The sequence below is a fragment of the Bergeyella porcorum genome, from assembly GCF_042427575.1.
In the GTDB taxonomy this organism is placed as follows: domain Bacteria; phylum Bacteroidota; class Bacteroidia; order Flavobacteriales; family Weeksellaceae; genus Bergeyella; species Bergeyella porcorum.
The window spans coordinates 282,888-300,336 of the sequence record NZ_JBHMFD010000007.1 but is presented as its reverse complement, the minus strand read 5'-3'; the positions used below and the strand labels follow the sequence as shown (position 1 = coordinate 300,336).

Here is a 17,449-nt window from a genome sequence, read left to right as displayed (position 1 = left end):
GTTGTTATTTGTATCTTTAAAGTCTTAAAAATTTCTTAAAAATGTTTCCTATCCACCATCTTGAAAGCTGTACTTCTACCAATGATGAAATCATCCCTTTGGTTGCTGCATCCCAAAAGTCAATGGCTGTTTACACCTTTCATCAGACCCAAGGGCGTGGGCAATATGGCAATGTTTGGAAATCCTTTAAAAACCAAAACTTAGCATACAGTTTAGCTTTGGACATCGCATTTTTTCCACACTCGGGTAGTTTATTCAATTTTCATACCGCTTGCGTATTGCGAGATATTCTTGCCAATTTGACCCAATTTGAGATAGAAATTAAATGGCCCAATGATATGATTATCCTCGGAAAAAAGGTTTCTGGAATGCTCATTGAAAAACAGAAAATCGGAGAGCGTTACTATTATATCATTGGCATAGGCATCAATGTTTTACAAACCGACTTTTCAGATTTGCCAAAGGCAAGTTCTATAGCTGTGAAGACCCAAAAACATTATGACTTAAACCACTTTACCACAACATTTCATAAGGCTTTTTGTGAAGCGATTATAAAGCCTAAAAGCGAAAACGATATTTTGGAAAACTTTAATCATCACTTGTTCCGAAAAGGAATTATTTCTGTCTTTGAAACAAAAGAAATGCGACAAAATGGCATAATTCAATCCGCCAGTAGTGATGGTAAACTTTGGATAGAACTAGAACACGAGGGACTAAAATCCTTTGCAAACAAGGAAATCCAATTGCTCTACTGATTGGCTCTTTTGAAATATAAAACCGCTGCAATAGGAGCAAATACAATATTAGGCAACCACATTGCCAAAAGTGGGGAAATCACTTGGTTCTCTGCTACTACTTTGAGAGCCTCAAACGAAAACACAAAGACAAATGCCAAAGCAATCCCAATGGCAAGATTAGCCCCTAAGCCTCCTCTCTTTTTCTGGGAGGATAGCGATAGGGCTAATATCGTTAAAATAATGATAGACACTGGCATAGAAGTACGCTGATGGAGCTCACTAAGGAACATAGCAAGATTATGATTGCCTTTCGCTTTTTCTAGATTGATAAGATTCACCAGCTCTGGTGTGGTCTTGGTCTGTGCCAATAGCTGATCTGGAAACAATTCCTCTGGAGCGTGTCCAAAATCCATTTCCTTAACATCGCCATTAGATAGCACTTCTGTATCGTTTTTTGCCGTCTTTCTGTGCAGGTATCCCGTGAGGATAAATTTCTTTTTCTTGGCATCCCAAGACATTTCATTGGCTACAATTTGCTCTTGAAGTTTTCTATTTTTATCAAATTTTTGGTATTTGAAACTAGAGCCACGCTTTTCTTTTCTGTTGTAATTACTAATGAAGATAAACTCCGTAGGCGAAAGTTGTGTAGCAATTTCTGCATTTCCCAAAACCTTTTCCCTATCCACAGAATTATAGGTATAAACCTCTAATTTATTCTTCTGGATATTAGCCCAAGGCAAAACAAAATGATTGGTAGCCAACGCCATCACCGCAAGAATACCCGAAGCTAAAAAATAGGGACGGGCGAAACGGTGAAAACTAGCTCCACTGCTGATGATGGCTACAATCTCTGTATTATTAGCCATACGAGAGGTAAAGTAAATCACCGAAATAAACACCAAGATGGACATAAAGGTAATCACCAAATACACCATCCAAAATGGGTAAAAGTAAAGTAAAAAATATCCCACGGAAAAACCATTGCCTTCTATCCTCGGCGACTTTGCCTGCACATCTATCACTACTACAATGATGGAAAGTAGCAATAGCATAAAACTCAGCGTCCCGAGGAATTTTCTTATGATATATCTGTCAATGATTTTCATTAGCAACAGTGATATTATTTTTCTACCTAACTTTTTGTTCTTTTAACCTAAATCAAAGTCTTTGTTTCAATATAGGTACAATGCTGTTTTTCCATTCATAAAAATCGCCTGCTAAGATATGCTGCCTTGCCACTCTTACCAAATCTAAGTAAAATGCCAAGTTATGCACTGAAGCAATTTGCTTGCCCAGATATTCTTTTGCTACAAAAAGATGGCGTACATAGGCTTTGGAATATTCTTTATCTACAAAGCTAACCCCCGTTTCATCCAATGGAGAAAAATCATTTTTCCATTTTTCGTTCTTGATGTTCATCACCCCTTGCCAAGTGAAGAGCATTCCATTTCTGGCATTTCTGGTTGGCATTACGCAGTCCATCATATCCACCCCAAGCCCAATGCTTTCTAAGATATTCCAAGGCGTGCCTACCCCCATCAGATAACGCGGCTTCTCCACAGGTAAAACATCCGTTACCTCGTTGGTAATGCGGTACATTTCTTCTTCTGGCTCTCCCACAGATAAGCCACCAATAGCGTTTCCATCTGCATTTTGCTCTGAAATAAACTCTGCCGAAATCTTTCTCAAATCTGAATAAGTAGAACCTTGTACAATAGGAAATAAATGCTGCTTATGTCCGTAAATTTCAGGATTTTCCTCGCACCAATTGATGCAACGCTTCAGCCACCTGTGCGTCATTTCCATTGAAGCCTTCGCTTGATTGTACTCACAAGGGTAGGGCGTACATTCATCAAATGCCATAAAAATATCTGCTCCTATCTGCCTTTGGATTTCCATAGATTTTTCTGGGGAAATGAAATGATAACTGCCATCGATGTGAGATTTGAATTTTACACCTTCCTCTGTCATCTTTCTGCTATCCGATAGAGAAAACACCTGATAACCACCAGAATCCGTAAGGATTGGTCTATCCCAGTTCATAAATTTGTGCAGACCACCTGCCTCTTGCATCACTTCCATTTTAGGTCTTAGGTAAAGGTGATAAGTGTTTCCTAGGATAATCTGAGCTTTGATATCGTCTTTTAACTCTCTTTGATGCACTGTTTTCACGGAAGCCACAGTCCCCACAGGCATAAAAATAGGGGTTTCTATGGTACCGTGGTCAGTGGTAATTACCCCTGCTCTGGCTTTACTTTCGGTGGTTTTTACTATATTAAAAAATTGATTTTTCATTGATCTATTGCTTTAATAATGGTGCTGACTCCTCTGTCTTTTCATTTCGGGGCTTCAGCTGTTGTTCTATATATTGTTCCGCTCCTGGGTCTTTTTGCTTGATGATGTCTTGAGCCTCTTTCAAGATGCTTTCCAACTTTCTAGGGCTAGAAAGGTAATATTGGTAACTTTCTGAAAACTGCTGTGCCGTTACCTGATGTTGTTTCAAGATAAACCTTGTACTCTGCTCCATATTTCCCTTAGCATTGAGGGTATGTAGCTGGTCATTAACTGCAAATTCAGCAATGAGTGCTGCCATCTTATCTTGAGAAATCAATTGCTGAGGAGCATTGACAGGTTTGGACTCTCGGCAAGAGCCAAGCACCAACATTATAACCAGAAAAAAAGATATCAGTTTCATAATTTTCCGATGAGTGATTTCCATCTAAGATTTAATATTCCAAAAATAGCTTCACCTATGATACCGCCATTCATCTTGCTTTCGCCCAGCATTCGGTTGGTAAAAATAATAGGAACTTCCACTATTTTCAATCCTTTTTTGAAAACTCTATATTTCATCTCTACTTGAAAACCATAGCCTTTTAGTTTTATCTTATCCAATCCTATTTGTTCTAAAGTTTGTCTTTTAAAACAAACAAAACCAGCGGTAGTATCGTGTACGGGAATGCTCAAAATCAGCCTCACATATTTGGAAGCAAAGTAAGAGAGCAATACCCTACCCATAGGCCAATTGACCACATTAACCCCTTGTGAATACCGTGAGCCTACTGCCATATCCGCAAATTGACAAGCTTCAAAAAGGCGAGGTAAATCATTGGGATTGTGAGAAAAATCCGCATCCATCTCAAAGATATAATCATACTGATGCTCCAATGCCCATCGGAAACCGTGGAGGTATGCCTTGCCCAGACCATCTTTGACAGTTCTCACCGTAAGGTGCAAATTCTGAGAATAACGCTGTTGTAAGGCTCTTACAATATCCGCAGTGCCATCTGGCGAGGAATCATCTACCACTAAGATATGAAAATCTTGCTCCAATCCTAATACGGCGGAGATGATGGCTTCTATGTTTTCCCTTTCATTGTAAGTAGGAATGATAACGAGTTTCTTCATTTCGGGTGCAAAGATAGGATTTTAGATTGAGTTTTTATTTCTAAAAAACTTGACTCTCTTGGCTTTCACAAGATGTGAGACTTCCCTATACAATCATTTTACAAAACGCTTTTCACTTTGAATTAAAATTAATTTCTTAAAAAACATTCTTTTAAGAAAAACCGTATAATATTTTTATTCTTTTTTTGTTTTAATAATGTTAAAATAATTACTTTTGTTTCTTAAAAAAGAAAACAATTTACAATGAACCAGCGTTTTATTCCTATCATTTCTATTCTGATGTCCATTTCTGTAGTAGTCTTTGTCACACTGCAAATCAAATGGCTAAAGGAATATTATGGAGCATTAGATCAAGATTTTTCCAATAAAGTAAATATTGCTTTAGAACAATCTGTGAAACGCATAGGCGATATTGAAATCAATCAACTCCTGAATGAAACATATAAAAACTTCGGTAAAACCGTTGTTTCAAGCAATGATATGCCCAGCTCTACCGTGATCCAGCAGACCGAAGATTCTGCCACCAAGCGTACCATTACCTATCAAAAAAATATTATAGAGAGAGAAAATCTCCCGATTTCTAACACAGGTGATAGCATCAATAGAATCAAACTTTGGACGGATGAAAACCTCATCAAAATGCAACTGGACCCATCTAAACGCCAAACATTAACCTCTGCCCTCAATACTTCCATCAATACAGGAGAGTTCAGCCTTAGAGAATTTGTCCGAGTGGAAGGCAACCAAAGACCCATTGAAAAAAGAGTCTCCCCACAAACCATTGATTCTGTGGTAACAACCGCCTTGAAAAGCAATGGTATTACCAGCCCTTTTGGCTATGCGGTATTCAATAAAAACCAACTCCCAACTTCCATTATCAACGAAAATTATAAGAAACAAGAAGGCAATACAAAATACAACTATACCCTCTTCAAAGACAGTAAAGACCGCCCTCTTTACACCCTTTCTCTCGTATTTCCAAGAAAAAATTTCTCTTTGATAAAAAATAATCTCCCTATGCTTTTAGGAACATTTTTATCATTGCTCACCATCTTGGGTATCTACATCACTTCTATCAACTATATGATGCAACAAAAACGCATTGCCGATGTAAAAACAGATTTTATCAACAATATGTCCCACGAGTTCAAGACGCCATTAGCAACCATATCCGTGGCAACCGACTCCTTAGCCAATGATAAAATCGCTACCAATCCAGAAAAAGTAAAGTACTATTCGCAACTCATTAAGCAAGAAAACTTGCGTATGAAAAAACAAGTGGAAAATGTACTCAATATGTCCAAATTAGAACGCAATGAAGTACAGCTTTTCTTGAAGGAAACCAATATGAGGGAGCTGATAAACAGCATCACGCAATCTTTTCAGCTTATTGTAAATGAGAGAAATGGCACACTGTCTAAGGAGTTTACCGCAGAAAAATTCATTGTAAAAATAGATGAGTTCCACTTCTCCAATATGCTGATCAACCTTCTGGACAACGCCAATAAATACTCTCCCGAAACGCCAGAAATTAAAATAAAAACCAAGAATGAAGGCAATTGGTATGTGATTGCCATCTCTGATAAAGGCATTGGAATGGACGCCGCCAATAAAAATAAAATTTTTGAAAAATTCTTCCGCGAAGAAACAGGCAACATTCACAATGTAAAAGGACAAGGCCTAGGATTGTCCTATGTGAAAAAAATTGTAGAACTTCATAAAGGACAGATTTCCGTGGAATCCATCAAAGGACGCGGCTCCACTTTTGTCATCAAACTGCCAATGGCATAGATTTAATAGTAATTAATAACAAAAAAGACAACAATATGAGCAATAGAATATTATTAGTAGAAGACGACCAAAGTTTCGGTGCTGTACTAAAAGACTATCTGATGATTAACAACTTTGAAGTAACCCTCGCTACCGATGGTGAACAAGGTCTGAAAGAATTTACCGAAAATGAATTTGACATCTGCATTTTTGATGTGATGATGCCCAAAAAAGATGGGTTTACCCTAGCCGAAGAGGTGAAAAAAATTGATAAAAACATCCCCATCATCTTCCTTACTGCAAAAAACCTAAGAGAAGACATCCTAAAAGGCTATCAAATAGGAGCCGATGATTATATCACCAAACCATTTGATACCGAATTGCTTTTGTATAAAATCAAAGCCATTTTGCAGAGAAGTGCCACATTGGAAAACGAAGAGCAAGAGCAGTTTAAAATTAGTAATATCTTCTTTGATTCTTTGCTAAGACAACTCCGCGTAGGCGATAACGAGTACAAACTCTCTCCTAAGGAAAACGAACTCCTCAAGTTGCTATGCCTCCACCGAAATGATTTTATGCCGAGAGACTTAGCCCTAAGAAAAATCTGGAAAAAAGAAAACTATTTCACCGCAAGAAGTATGGATGTTTACATCGCCAAACTTCGCAAACTCTTGAAAGATGATGACGGATTAGAAATCATCAATGTACACGGCGAAGGGTTCAGGCTTTTGGTAAAAAACTAATTCTAATACACACATTATAGGCATCGGATTTTCGGTGCCTTTTTTACACATTACTCATCACTATAATCTCCCCCCTTCAAAAAAGCAATTTCCTTTTGCAATTGCTCTATCAGTTGGTCTTTTGCTTTGATGAGTTGCTCTGTGATATTATTAAACCTTTTTATTTCACTTATTTTCGTATATTTGTATATGGGAAGAAAGAGAGCATTTGAGATAAAAGAGAGCCTAGCAGAGCTTAAGAGTTACATACCTAAGATGAGAGGATACAAACCGTCTAAACGCTTAGAAAGTTTGATTCTTATCAAGTCAGACCAATATAAAAAATTGGAAGAAGTTGCCGCACACCTTGGTGTGACGAGAAAAACCCTGCTCAATTGGATTAAGGAATACAAACAAGGTGGTGTCGCTTTGCTGCTCTCCCCTGCGAAGCGTAACAGATCATCAAAACTGATTACTCCAGAAATACACGAGGAATTAGAGAAAAGATTTCTGAGCGATAAAAATCCCTTTTCAAGTTATGTGGAGGTGAAAGAGTGGCTTTTGAAGCAGTACGGCGTTGAGATAGAATACCAATGGCTGTGGAAATATATGCGAACGAAGTTCAAATCGGTCTTGAAGGTTCCTAGGAAAACCAATGTCAAGAAAAATTCAGACAAAGACTTCGATATTCCCCCCAATATTGCACTGATAAATATTCCACCATACAGTCCAGAATTGAATCCCTGTGAACAAGTTTGGCAATACATAAAAAAACGCTTTAAAAACAAGACTTTTGAAAATATGGAGCTTCTCAAAGAATGGCTCTACGAAACCTTAAACGCTATGGACAATCAAAAAGTAAAATCCATCACCTCTAATCATCATTACCTTAAAATAGTTACGAGTGTTTTTATGGTTTAAGTGGTATTAGAAGTTTATAAATTTCGTGCGTTTAGCCTAGTATGTATCTAATTAGTCTCCTATAGAATTAGTTTGGTTATTTAACTGTTGCCAGCCTTTTGAAGAAGTACAACCCCAGAAAGTATCATTTACATAAGTAATTGTCCCTGGGTTAGAGCAAGCACTTCCTATAGAAATAGTTTCATTGGCATAGTTAGTACCTCTTACTTTTATAGAGCCATTTACATCTAATGCTTCTGTAGGAGCTAATTGACCAGCATTGATGCCCGTTTTACCATCACGCATAATAACTAAAGCGTTAGAGGTAGTTTTAGAAGATGTTGTGTTCATTCCATTTCCTACAGAAAATAATTGAATATTACTATCTTGGTTATTAGCAGTAGTTGTAGATGAGGTTCCGACAGTGTGATTATTAAAACCAAAAGATGCTTCCCCTCCGCTTTGAGCCTTTGTGGAAACTCCTGCAGCAAAAGAAGAAACTCCTTGTGCGAGAGTTCTATTATTTATTGCAAAACTTTCGTTTCCATTAGCTTTTGTACTTTCACCAAATGCAGCGGAATAGCTTCCAAATGCAATAGAATTGTTATTTGCAGCAAAAGATTTATCTCCTGAAGCAGTGGTGCCATAGCCAGAGGCAAAAGAAGAGTCATTAGATGCGGTAGTGCTTCTACCAAAAGCAACTGAAGCTCTTTTGGAAGCAATAGTTTTATGACCAGCCGCAAAAGAAAATTGACCTGTTGCTCCATTAGTACTAGCAGCATCTTGGATACTAAAATCAATAGCTCTATCTCCTATATTTCCATAATTAGCGTCTGCAATGGTTCCATCTGTACCTAAAACTCTATATCCAGTATTAATTCCTTCGGTAACTTTATCAACAAATTCAGATTTTATTACATTGTCTGTACCAATGGTTTGGATACCAACTCCCGCAGTATAAACACTACTTGAATTTAGTTTTTGCCATAGAGTACCATCAAAATAATAATATCCTACTGCACTTACATTTATAGTAGAACTTGCCAAGGTGCCAGTAGAAATATCATTAATATATATTAAGGTAGATTCTAAAGGTTTTTCTGTTTGTGAATTCCCCATTGTTTGAGCGGCTAATCTGCTAATTCTTGGGATTAGAAGTCCTTCTATTTTGCTGCCATCTGTAGTGGTAGCAGAAATATCCAATGTGGCTTGTGGAGTAGAGGTATTAATACCAACTTTTTTGCTATAATCTGTAGTTTGGGCAATCGCTGTAAATCCTGATAGGATAGTAACAGACAAAAATATTTTTTTCATTTCTTAACTAAATTTCACAGAGCCGTATTCTACCAATAATTATGCCACAGGTATATCTCTGTAATTGTTTTCATGAATTGATTAATGTTTTTTGTATAATTAATTCATAATTAAATATTTATGATTAATATTAGCTAGATGAAAAAATGGGCAATAATAATATATTGTAAATTGGTGTGTTTTTTATAATGATGAACCTGTTGTGTTAAATACACAATAGATTATATGTTTGTTTGAGAAATGAAAATTTGCCTTTTTAGAAAACGCTAAATTTTAATATCTTTGTGACTGTATGAATTCTAAATTAGCAAACAATCTAATGGTGATTGCTGTGGGCGTTATAATGGCGTCCATTGCTACTTGTCTAATGATAAAGGCAGATATAGGCTTGGGAAGTGTAGATTCTATGCTACTCAATATTTCTAAAAAAATGAACATCCAGATGGGTACCATTACCGCTATCGTTTATATCTTAGCAGTGGGGACTCAAGTATTGATTTTAGGCAAAGGCTTTAAAATCCGTCAGTTGCTTCAGATTCCTATTGCCTTTATCATCGGGGTTGTTATCAATTTTGGTTTAGCTCTTTTAGAAGGTTATGAAGTATCTCAATATTGGCTACGGGTTGTTTTTCTACTTTCTGGGACGCTTTTAGCATCCATAGGCGTGGGGGCTATCTTAGCTTTGGGACTGGTACACCTTCCGATAGAAGGAGCCTGCTTGGCTTTATCCGAAAAAAAGAAATGGAACTTTGGTGTTATCCGCTGGACAATAGATATTTTCGCCATTGCCACCACATTGGTATTTTATTTTTTCTTTAATGGCTATCTTACCATCCGAGAAGGTACCATTCTCAATATGCTCATTTTTGCCCCTATTCTCAATTTCTTTTATAATTACTTTAAAAAGCATCCTTTCATTAAAAGCATTATGATTGAAAATTCGGCAGAGGAAATAGAGCATTACGAAGAAGAAATGAAAAATACCCATATTTAAGCTTTAAAATGATACATCAGATACCCATAGAACGCGTTTTATTTTTAGATATTGAAACCGTACCTCAATACGAACATTGGCAAGAGCTGTCTGATGCAGAAAAAAAACTTTGGGAAAAGAAGACCGCTTTTCAGCGAAAAGATGATGTGAGTGCCGAAGTATTCTATGGAGAGCGAGCGGGGATAATGGCAGAGTTTGGGAAAATCATCTGCATTTCTATTGGAATGATAGACAAAGCGGGAAAACTCCAAATCAAAAGCTTTGCAGGTGATGATGAGAAGACACTACTGTACGACTTCGGAACGCTCTTTAATCATCCCAAAATCAGTCAGGCAATTCTTTGTGCTCACAATGGGAAAGAGTTTGATTTCCCGTGGATAGCACGCCGATTTTTGATTAATGGAATGCAACCTCCCGTGCCGTTTCAGCTTTATGGTAAGAAGCCTTGGGAAATTCCTCACATTGATACAATGGAACTCTGGAAATTCGGGGATTATAAGAGTTTTATCTCCTTAGAACTGATGGCACATATCTTCGGTGTCCCCACACCTAAAGATGATATTGATGGTTCTATGGTGGCATCTATTTTTTATATAGAAAAAGATTTATTTAGAATCGTTAAATATTGTGAAAAAGATGTCTTAACTTTGGCAAATATTTTTAGAAGAATGAGGCAAGAAGAGTTTTTGGAAAGAAGTGGAGATTAGAATTTTGATTTTTAAGTCTTTACGCATCATTCTCTTCTTTAATGATTTAACTTAATTTTTTTTCAATGAAACTAACAGACGAACAAATAGCCCATATTGGCGATAACATTATCCAAGCTTTAAAAACGGTTTACGACCCAGAGATTCCTGTAGATATCTATGAACTGGGATTGGTCTATGATGTACAAATATCCGATGAAGGAAGTGTAAAAGTGGTGATGACGCTTACCACACCCAATTGCCCCGTAGCTGAATCGCTCCCCGCAGAAGTGAAAGAAAAAGTGGCAGGGGTAGAAGATGTGAAAGATGTGGACTTACAACTGACCTTTGAACCATCTTGGACAAAAGATATGATGAGCGAAGAAGCCAAATTTGAATTGGGAATATTGTTTTAGCTAAAAAAAAGACCTCTCCTTCGGAATGTTCCAAAGGAGAGGTTTTATTATAATCAAAATTTTAAAAATGAAAAATATCTTTTGCTTTGTTGTAAGCACTTTCAAAATGTAGCAAATTAAGCCTATGCTCTATTGGCTCCGAAGCCATAAAATTAATCACTTGTTCCGTAGGCATATTTCCCACCAAATCATCTTTTGCCATTGGACAACCACCAATTCCTTTGATGGCACTATCAAACCTACGGCAACCTTGGTCATAAGCAGCTTTTAGTTTGGCGTAAGATTCCTCGTATCGGTTATGAAAATGAGCTCCAAAATCTACTTCAGGATATTGATGAGGAATTTTATTAAATAATAAAGAAATGGTATCAGCAGTGGCTACACCAGTAGTATCCGAAAGCAAAATATGCTTTATGCCTATATCTGCAAAGCGTCTTGCCCAATAGTCTACATCTTCCCATTTCCAGCCTTCCCCGTAGGGATTCCCGAACGCCATAGAAAAATAAAGGTTCAGTTGTTTATCAGCCTCTTCCGTCATCTTCAATATTTCTTTGATTTGGCGGAACGCTTCCTCTTGGTTTTTATTGGTATTGCGAAACTGAAATGTTTCCGATATAGAAAAAGGAAATCCTAGAATATCTACTTTGCTATGGGCTATGGCACGCTCACTTCCTTTGATATTGGCTACAATTACAGATAGCTTGGTATCCGAAATGGTTTTATCAATACCATCCAGCACCTCTGCGGTATCAGCCATCTGTGGAATTGCCTTAGGGGAAACAAAACTGCCACAATCTAACACATCAAAGCCTACATACATTAGGGCATTAATGTAGTCTATTTTCTTCTGAGTAGGAATCATCTCCCCCCAGCCTTGCATTGCATCTCTTGGACATTCGGTAAGAAACATTTTACTTTTTTAGATTTTCGTAAAGATAAATATTTTTTAGTAGCAAACAAAATAAGCCTTATCATAGGTTTATAATGCTTATTATCAGATTGTTTTGATTTTAAAATATCTTTTTTATCATATTCTGAACAGTACTTTAATAGGTGATAAACATCAGTTTTAAGGCATAAATCTGTAAAATCCTTATCTTTGTTAAAAATCAAAACATTCATAAAATGCAGACAATAGAATTCAACCTTGAATGGAAATTGAAGCTACAAAACCGCTTCATTAATTATGCTAAAATATACTCCACCAGCGACCCAGAAAGTGAAAGCTGCCCATCTTCTCCACAGCAATGGAACATTGCAAAATACATTTTTGAAGAACTCCAATCTTTGGGGTTAGAAAATGTACAGCTGGACGAGAATGGCTACATCTACGCTTATATCCCTTCCAATCTGGAACAAGATGATGAGCCTACCGTTGGATTTATCGCCCATTATGACACTTCTCCAGATTTCAACGGAGAAAATGTAAAACCTCAGATTTGGGACGATTACAACGGTGGAGACTTAGTACTTAATAAAGAAACAGGTTTCACGCTTTCCCCTAACCGATTTGAAAGCCTAAAAGACTATGTAGGAAAAACCCTTATCACCACAGATGGTACTACGCTATTAGGAGCAGATGATAAAGCAGGTGTAGCAGAGATTGTAACTGCAGCAGAATACCTTTTGGCTCATCCAGAGATTAAGCACGGCAGAATCGCTATAGGATTTACACCTGATGAAGAAATAGGACGCGGGGCCCACAAGTTTGATGTGGAAAAATTCGGGGCAGAATGGGCGTACACTATGGATGGTGGCGAAGTAGGAGAATTGGAATACGAAAACTTTAATGCCGCTGGTGCTGTGGTGAAAATCCACGGCCTGAGCGTACACCCAGGTTACGCCTACGGAAAAATGGTGAACGCGGCTCTATTGGCTGCTGATTTTATCCAAGCCCTACCAGCTAACGAAACGCCTGCTACTACAAGAGGTTACGAAGGTTTTTTCCATCTAATGGAAACCACTGCAGATATTTCCGAAGCTAAACTTCAGTACATCATCCGCGACCACGATGAAGCTAAGTTTGAAGCAAGAAAACAATTGATGTTGGATACAGTGGATGCAATGAACCAAAAGTATGGTGCAGGGACTTTTGAAGTTGAAATCAAAGAGCAGTATCGCAATATGAAACAGCAGTTTGAAGGGAAAATGCACATTGTAGATATTGCAGCACAAGCAATGAAAGATGCTAATATAGAACCGAAAATAAAAGCCATCCGCGGTGGAACAGATGGGGCACAGCTTTCTTATATGGGCTTACCTTGTCCTAATATCTTTGCTGGTGGCATCAACTTCCACGGGCCTTATGAGTATGTGGCTTTAGAAAGTATGGAAAAAGCCGTGAAAGTTATCATCAATATCGCCAAAGCGGTGAAGAAGAGATAACCTTATTTCTATTAATAAAAACCAGATTCTAGCTTTTTAGAATCTGGTTTTTAAATTTTATTTCAAATCTTTAGATTTTTGTTTTGCAGCTTCATTTCTTGCGATGATATGCTGAGGTCTTGTCCATTTCGGGTTTTCGCCTAAGGGTTGGTATTGGGAATTTTCCTTTTCTACCACTTCTCGTTTGGCGTGTTTCTCAAAAGGAGCTTGCGGTACGATGCCTAATTGCTCAAACAGCTTGCGGTCTTCATTCACTTCTGGATTGGGGGTGGTGAGTAGTTTGTCCCCTGCAAAGATGGAATTAGCCCCTGCGAAGAAACACAAAGCCTGCCCCTCTGGCGATAGTCCCGTTCTTCCTGCTGAAAGTCTTACTTGGGTTTTAGGCAAAACGATACGGGCTGTAGCCACCATTCTCACAAATTCAAAAATGTTTACAGGTTTCTCATCTTCCAGAGGTGTTCCTTCTACAGCAACCAAAGCATTGATGGGAACACTTTCTGGTTGTGGGGTCATATTGGCTAAGGTTTTCAGCATTCCGCAGCGGTCTTCTATCTTTTCGCCCATTCCGATAATACCTCCTGAACAAAGGGTAATGGAGGTTTTTCTTACATTGCCAATCGTCTCTAATCTATCCTCAAATGCACGGGTAGAAATCACTTCTTTATAATACTCTTCGGAGCTGTCTATATTGTGATTGTAGGCATAAAGTCCTGCTTCTTCTAGTCGTTTGGCTTGGTTTTCGGTGAGCATTCCTAGCGTACAGCAGACTTCCATATCCATTTTGGTAACTTCTCTCACCATATCCAGCACTTGCTCAAACTCTGGGCCATCTTTTACATTACGCCACGCTGCCCCTAGACATACGCGGGAGATGCCATTTTCCTTAGCATTCATCGCTTGTTTTTTCACCTCATCTACGGGAAGCAAACCGTGGATTTTTACTTCGGTGTGGTACCTTGCGGCTTGTGGGCAATAGCCGCAGTCTTCTGGGCAACCGCCTGTTTTTACCGAAATAAGGGAAGATACTTGCACTTTATTAGGGTCGTGATGCTCGCGGTGTACGGTGGCAGCTCGGTAGAGGAGTTCCGAAAACGGTAGATTGTAGATGTCTAATATTTCTTGAGTAGTCCAGTTTTGTTTTATCATTTCTTTTTACTTTTTAGTGGGTATGTCGTTTTTACTATTTAATTCTTTGATTTTTTCATTGGCAAAAGATTTCCTGCTTTACAGAGCGAGCGTAAATTTACTTATTTTTTATTTAATGAAGGCAGAGAGGCGTGGATTATAAATATTTTTTACTGCTGATAAAGTAACCAAAGTAGATTTTAGTGTGATAATATTCAATATTGATTTTGCTAAGTACCTTTAAATTATAGTTTCATTCATTTAACCTAAAAAAAATATTTGGATATAAAAAATATTTTTATCTTAGCGGATAATTGAAAATAAGAAATTACGAAAAAATTATTGTTAGTGGTATAAACCATAAAAGCACTTACTGATATAATGAAGGGTGAGTGTTTTTTAAACAAATAAATAGTTATGAAAAAAGTGAAAAGAGTAATAATATTTTTAAGTTTAATTTTCTCCACATTATTATTGGCTCAAAAGCAGGAAAATTTATTAGAAGTAGAGTTTGCCTATCTTTCAAGAGCTAAATTGAATAAGACCAATTCCTTTATACACGAGGAAATTTTTCTTTTACAAGTATTAAAAGACAAGGCTTTCTTTTTTAGTGAAAATATGGCGAAATACGATTCTATATTCCGTTCCGAGATAAAGAGGGTATTTGAAGCTACTCCCAAAGGAAGTCCAATTCATATAACTCCGCCATCTAACCTCCCTAATACAAAATTTCACTATGTTATTGCTCAATCCAGCCAAAGCGTTGAGTATCTTGAAAAAATAGGAGGTGAACGATATTCTTATAGCGAGCCAGTTATTAAAGATTGGAAATTGATAAATGAAAGCCAAACCATTAATACTTTCAGTTGTAAAAAAGCAACGCTACGCTATAAGGGTAGAGATTGGATAGCTTGGTATACACCAGAGATTCCTTTGCCTTATGGACCTTATAAATTTACGGGCTTACCAGGTTTGGTTATAAAAATGGAAAGTGAGGATGGTGAATTTAGTTTTGAATTGATAAAGTCTATCCCCAAAGAAAAACTAAGGGATAAAATGCTTTCTTTGCGAGATTCACGATACAAAAAGGCTACTCCTGCCACCTTTGCAGAAATCCGAAAAATAAAAAAGAATAATATTGATAGGCTTGTAGCAGAGGCTTCAGAATTGGGTATCAATACATCTGCGGAAAATGTGAAAAACTTATTGGAAAGGCAAAAACAAAAACTCTATAATTTTGAAAATGAGAATCTAATAGAAAAAACAGAAAATTAAATTTCTCCTTATTTCAAAGGCTTGTACAAACTCGTACAAGCCTTTTCCAAAATAATATAAAAGTGCATTCAAGAAGGGAAATTGCCCTTTTACCTTTTCAAGAAAGCATCCCAGCCCTGTGCAGTGATGGGGGATAGTTCATTGCTTCCACGAAGCACCATATTGTTGCCCTGTTCCCAATCTGTGGCGTGACCTATGACTGTAAAATCGGGGTGATTTTTTATTTTATCATAATCCTCTGGGGCAATGGTAAACAGCAGCTCATAATCTTCTCCACCACTCAATGCACACATTGTAGGATTGAGGTTGAGCTCATCTGCGGTAGTGATGGTAAGGGTGTCCAGCGGAATTTTTTCCTCGTACAAACGGAATCCTACTTTGGATTGGTCTGAAAGGTGAAGAATCTCCGATGCCAATCCATCAGAAATATCAATCATAGCGGTAGGCAATAGGTTTAATTCTTCCAGTTTGCTCTTGATGTCGGTTCTAGCTTCAGGTTTCAGTTGGCGTTCAAGGATATAATCGTAACCTTCCATCTCGGGCTGCATATTCGGATTGGCAAGATATACCGCGTGTTCTCTTTCCAAAATCTGAAGACCAAGATAGGCTCCTCCCAAATCGCCCGTTACTACTAATAAATCATTAGGTTTTGCTCCTTTTCTGGAAACGATAGTCTCTGTCTTTTCCATTCCAATGGCGGTAATGCTCATCACCAATCCCGATGTAGAACTGGTAGTATCGCCACCCACTAAATCTACTTTATATCTTTCGCAAGCTAGGCGAATACCGCTATAAATCTCTTCCAATGCCTCCACAGGAAACCGATTAGAAACCGCCAAGGAAACTAATATCTGGGTGGGTAAAGCATTCATTGCTGCAAGGTCGCTTAGATTGACAACTACGGCTTTGTAGCCCAAATGTTTTAGTGGAACATAGCCTAAATTGAAATGAACGCCTTCGGCTAAAACATCGGTGGTTACTACTATTTTTTTACCCTCTGGGTTGATAACGGCGGCATCATCTCCTACTGAGATTTCAGAGGAAGGATTTTGTAAACTAAAGTTTTCGGTAAGGTGTTTTATTAGTCCAAATTCTCCCAACTGGGCAATTGGTGTAAGGTTTTGATTTCTGTTTTCTAACATTTTTAAGGTCTCAGATTAATTTTGGTCCATTTCTCTTCTTTGAAGGCATCAGCATTTAAGTTTTCTGGGCGAAATGGCAGGTTTTTAATATCTTCTTTGGTTAAAACTTGGGTATGTTCAGATTGGTATTGTTTCATCACCACCATAATGTCGTCTGGTGGCGTGGTAGATTTTCTCAGCATCATATCTATCCAAACGCCCGTAGCTTCGGCAGTAGCACAGTGTGTACCATCTGGCAGATAGAATTTGTGTACAAAACGGTAGATGCCACCATCTTCAGAAAAGCCATCGATTTCCAGACTTACATACACCTCTTGGTCCATATAGATTTCTTTGAAAAAAGAATAGCGTTCGTGCAGGATAACGGGACCTATTCCCCAGCGGTTGAGCTCGCGGAGTCCCATTTTATGCTTGGTCATAAACGCCATACGGGTTTGGGCACAATATTGCACATAAGATGAATTGGCAAGGTGTCTATTGGCATCAATATCATTCCATCTTACTTCAAATTTATGAAAGTATTTAGACATTATCTTTTTGGTTTAAATTTAGCGTTACAAATATAGGTTGTTTTT

The 17,449-nt window shown here is 37.7% G+C and carries 18 protein-coding genes; 9 read left to right on the top strand and 9 right to left on the bottom strand.

Translation table 11 applies throughout. The annotated features are described in order from the left end of the window. Positions 1-41: 41 nt before the first annotated feature. The gene (locus tag ACFFUE_RS04715; protein ID WP_376833046.1) at positions 42-755 is read left to right on the top strand and encodes a biotin--[acetyl-CoA-carboxylase] ligase; all 714 of its coding nucleotides are present in this window, start codon (positions 42-44) and stop codon (positions 753-755) included. Here the strand turns inward: ACFFUE_RS04715 and ACFFUE_RS04710 are convergent. Genes ACFFUE_RS04710 through ACFFUE_RS04695 form a run of 4 tightly spaced genes read right to left on the bottom strand, consistent with a single transcriptional unit; the run spans position 749 to position 4,145 of the window. Beyond that, positions 749-1,843, bottom strand: coding sequence for an LptF/LptG family permease (locus ACFFUE_RS04710; RefSeq protein ID WP_376833045.1), 1,095 nt, complete (start codon positions 1,841-1,843; stop codon positions 749-751). The genes ACFFUE_RS04715 and ACFFUE_RS04710 overlap by 7 nt on opposite strands. 52 nt (positions 1,844-1,895) lie before the next feature. Further along, positions 1,896-3,032, bottom strand: a complete 1,137-nt coding sequence (gene tgt / locus ACFFUE_RS04705) for a tRNA guanosine(34) transglycosylase Tgt (RefSeq protein ID WP_376833044.1) — start codon at positions 3,030-3,032, stop codon at positions 1,896-1,898. Between the two features lie 4 nt (positions 3,033-3,036). Continuing rightward, a complete protein-coding gene (locus ACFFUE_RS04700) occupies positions 3,037-3,432 on the bottom strand; it encodes a DUF4296 domain-containing protein (protein ID WP_376833043.1) in 396 nt (131 codons plus the stop codon). Beyond that, positions 3,429-4,145, bottom strand: a complete 717-nt coding sequence (locus ACFFUE_RS04695; protein WP_376833042.1) for a polyprenol monophosphomannose synthase — start codon at positions 4,143-4,145, stop codon at positions 3,429-3,431. Before ACFFUE_RS04695 ends, ACFFUE_RS04700 begins: the two co-directional genes overlap by 4 nt. Positions 4,146-4,388: 243 nt before the next feature. Here ACFFUE_RS04695 and ACFFUE_RS04690 point away from each other — a divergent pair, with 243 nt between their 5' ends. The 3 genes from ACFFUE_RS04690 (at position 4,389) to ACFFUE_RS04680 (ending at position 7,558) form a co-directional block, all read left to right on the top strand. Further along, entirely contained in the window at positions 4,389-5,936 is a 1,548-nt protein-coding gene (locus ACFFUE_RS04690; RefSeq protein ID WP_376833041.1) for a sensor histidine kinase, read from the top strand. A 35-nt stretch (positions 5,937-5,971) separates the two neighbouring features. Further along, entirely contained in the window at positions 5,972-6,658 is a 687-nt protein-coding gene (locus ACFFUE_RS04685; protein ID WP_376833040.1) for a response regulator transcription factor, read from the top strand. 189 nt (positions 6,659-6,847) lie between these two features. Further along, the gene (locus ACFFUE_RS04680) at positions 6,848-7,558 is read left to right on the top strand and encodes a helix-turn-helix domain-containing protein (protein WP_376833039.1); all 711 of its coding nucleotides are present in this window, start codon (positions 6,848-6,850) and stop codon (positions 7,556-7,558) included. Positions 7,559-7,609: 51 nt separating this feature from the next. On the opposite strand, the gene ACFFUE_RS04675 is transcribed toward ACFFUE_RS04680, so the two are convergent. Beyond that, positions 7,610-8,836 (bottom strand): phage tail-like protein, encoded by a 1,227-nt coding sequence (locus ACFFUE_RS04675; protein WP_376833038.1) that lies wholly within the window; start codon positions 8,834-8,836, stop codon positions 7,610-7,612. A 307-nt stretch (positions 8,837-9,143) separates the two neighbouring features. Between ACFFUE_RS04675 and ACFFUE_RS04670 the strand changes: the two genes are divergently transcribed. The 3 genes from ACFFUE_RS04670 to ACFFUE_RS04660 all read left to right on the top strand — a co-directional run bounded on the left by ACFFUE_RS04670 (position 9,144) and on the right by ACFFUE_RS04660 (position 10,947). Continuing rightward, a complete protein-coding gene (locus tag ACFFUE_RS04670) occupies positions 9,144-9,845 on the top strand; it encodes a YczE/YyaS/YitT family protein (protein ID WP_376833036.1) in 702 nt (233 codons plus the stop codon). Positions 9,846-9,853: 8 nt separating this feature from the next. After that, the gene (locus ACFFUE_RS04665) at positions 9,854-10,552 is read left to right on the top strand and encodes a 3'-5' exonuclease (RefSeq protein WP_376833035.1); all 699 of its coding nucleotides are present in this window, start codon (positions 9,854-9,856) and stop codon (positions 10,550-10,552) included. Between the two features lie 65 nt (positions 10,553-10,617). Continuing rightward, positions 10,618-10,947 (top strand): SUF system Fe-S cluster assembly protein, encoded by a 330-nt coding sequence (locus tag ACFFUE_RS04660; RefSeq protein WP_376833034.1) that lies wholly within the window; start codon positions 10,618-10,620, stop codon positions 10,945-10,947. Between the two features lie 61 nt (positions 10,948-11,008). Here ACFFUE_RS04660 and ACFFUE_RS04655 read toward each other — a convergent pair whose 3' ends face one another. After that, complete coding sequence (locus ACFFUE_RS04655) at positions 11,009-11,857, bottom strand: hydroxymethylglutaryl-CoA lyase (RefSeq protein WP_376833033.1); 849 nt, start codon at positions 11,855-11,857, stop codon at positions 11,009-11,011. Positions 11,858-12,072: 215 nt separating this feature from the next. Between ACFFUE_RS04655 and pepT the strand changes: the two genes are divergently transcribed. Beyond that, entirely contained in the window at positions 12,073-13,332 is a 1,260-nt protein-coding gene (gene pepT, locus ACFFUE_RS04650) for a peptidase T (protein WP_376833032.1), read from the top strand. A gap of 57 nt (positions 13,333-13,389) precedes the next feature. On the opposite strand, the gene bioB is transcribed toward pepT, so the two are convergent. After that, the gene (gene bioB, locus ACFFUE_RS04645; protein WP_376833031.1) at positions 13,390-14,478 is read right to left on the bottom strand and encodes a biotin synthase BioB; all 1,089 of its coding nucleotides are present in this window, start codon (positions 14,476-14,478) and stop codon (positions 13,390-13,392) included. Positions 14,479-14,874: 396 nt separating this feature from the next. Here bioB and ACFFUE_RS04640 point away from each other — a divergent pair, with 396 nt between their 5' ends. After that, complete coding sequence (locus tag ACFFUE_RS04640; RefSeq protein WP_376833030.1) at positions 14,875-15,732, top strand: GLPGLI family protein; 858 nt, start codon at positions 14,875-14,877, stop codon at positions 15,730-15,732. Positions 15,733-15,821: 89 nt separating this feature from the next. On the opposite strand, the gene thiL is transcribed toward ACFFUE_RS04640, so the two are convergent. Next, the gene (gene thiL, locus ACFFUE_RS04635; RefSeq protein WP_376833029.1) at positions 15,822-16,874 is read right to left on the bottom strand and encodes a thiamine-phosphate kinase; all 1,053 of its coding nucleotides are present in this window, start codon (positions 16,872-16,874) and stop codon (positions 15,822-15,824) included. A gap of 2 nt (positions 16,875-16,876) precedes the next feature. Continuing rightward, positions 16,877-17,404, bottom strand: coding sequence for an acyl-CoA thioesterase (locus ACFFUE_RS04630; RefSeq protein WP_376833028.1), 528 nt, complete (start codon positions 17,402-17,404; stop codon positions 16,877-16,879). Between the last annotated feature and the right edge of the window lie 45 nt (positions 17,405-17,449).